A 1,355-nucleotide genomic window follows, 5' to 3' on the forward strand; every position below is an offset into this window, starting at 1 on the left:
TCTGCACCGGCAGCGGCTGCCCGGTCAGCGTATGGCTCTCCGCGCCCGACGGCCGGCATGACCGCTTCGACCTCGGCCCGCTGCGCGGCGTCCGCTTCGTCGAGGGCGAGGGCCTCCCCGGCCTCGTCGCGCTCTACGACATGGCGAACTGTGGCCAGGACGCCACCGCCGACTGCACCCGCACCTGGCGCTTCACCTCCAACGCGCCCGACACCCCGCCCGTCGACGCGCCCTCCGTCAATGCGCCGTCCGTCGATGCGCCCCCCGGCGCCGATCCGGCCCCCGCCGAGGCGGCCGCCCCTGCGCCCGCCCTCACCGGCTGGACGCTGCGCCGCGTGCCGGGTGCGAGCCCGGTCGCCCTCGGCGCCGGCGTCGGCGACATCGCCTCGCTCGGCGCCTTCTGCCTCGAGGGCGAGCCCTTCCTCGCCGTCACCTTCCACGAGCGGCCGCCCGACGAGCGGGTGACGCTCGGCTTCGCCTTCAGCCAGGGGGACATCGACGCCGAGGCCGGCTTCGAGAGCACCGCTGGCGGCGCCTATGTCGTCGCCCTGCGCGACACCGCGCTCGCCAGCCGGCTCGCCGGTCGCGACCGCGAGGTCGCGGTCAGCGTCGACGGCACGGCCGAGGGCATCCTCTCGCTCTCGGGCTCGACCAAATCCCTGCGCGGGGCGCTCGCGGACTGCTACAGCTTCTGAAGGAGTGCGGTATGAAGATCGCCGTCATCGGCCTCGGCTCCATGGGCTACGGCATGGCCGGGTCGCTGCTTCGCGCCGGCCACGAGGTCTTCGGCACCGACGCGCGCCCGGAGCCGATGCAGCGTTTCCGCGCCGAAGGCGGCGCCGCCGGCCCGCTCGAGGAGGCCCCGGCCGATCTCGACGCGCTCGTCAGCGTCGTCCTCAACGCCGCCCAGACCGAAGGCGTCCTCGCGTCCGCCCTGCCACGGCTGCACCCCGGCACCGTCGTCCTCTCCTGCGCCACCGTCGCGCCCGACTTCGCCCGCGCGATGGCGGCGAAGGCCGCCGACGCCGGCGTCCTCTACCTCGATGCGCCGATCTCCGGCGGCGCGGCCAAGGCGGCCGCCGGCCAGCTCTCGGTCATGGCTTCGGGCAGCCCCGAGGCCTTCCGCGCCGCCCGGCCGGTCCTCGACGCCGTCGCGGAGACGGTCTTCGAGCTCGGCCCCGAACCCGGCGCCGGATCGGCGATGAAGGCGGTCAACCAGCTCCTGGCCGGCGTGCACATCGCCGCCATGGCCGAGGCGCTGACCTTCGGGATGACGCAAGGGGTCGCCCCGGCCCAGTTTCTCGAGGTCATCTCGAAATGCGCCGGCACCAGCTGGATGCTCGAGAACCGCGCCC

The 1,355-nt window shown here is 74.9% G+C and carries 2 protein-coding genes; both read left to right on the forward strand.

Annotated elements, in window-relative coordinates:
* On the forward strand, positions 1–695 hold a 695-nt coding region (locus tag Q0112_RS07505; RefSeq protein ID WP_297973454.1), incomplete at its 5' end, for a hypothetical protein.
* An 11-nt stretch (positions 696–706) separates the two neighbouring features.
* The coding region (locus Q0112_RS07510; RefSeq protein WP_297973456.1) for an NAD(P)-dependent oxidoreductase at positions 707–1,355 on the forward strand (649 nt) is incomplete at its 3' end.

This window comes from uncultured Amaricoccus sp. (assembly GCF_937858865.1).
Taxonomy (GTDB): Bacteria; Pseudomonadota; Alphaproteobacteria; order Rhodobacterales; family Rhodobacteraceae; genus Amaricoccus.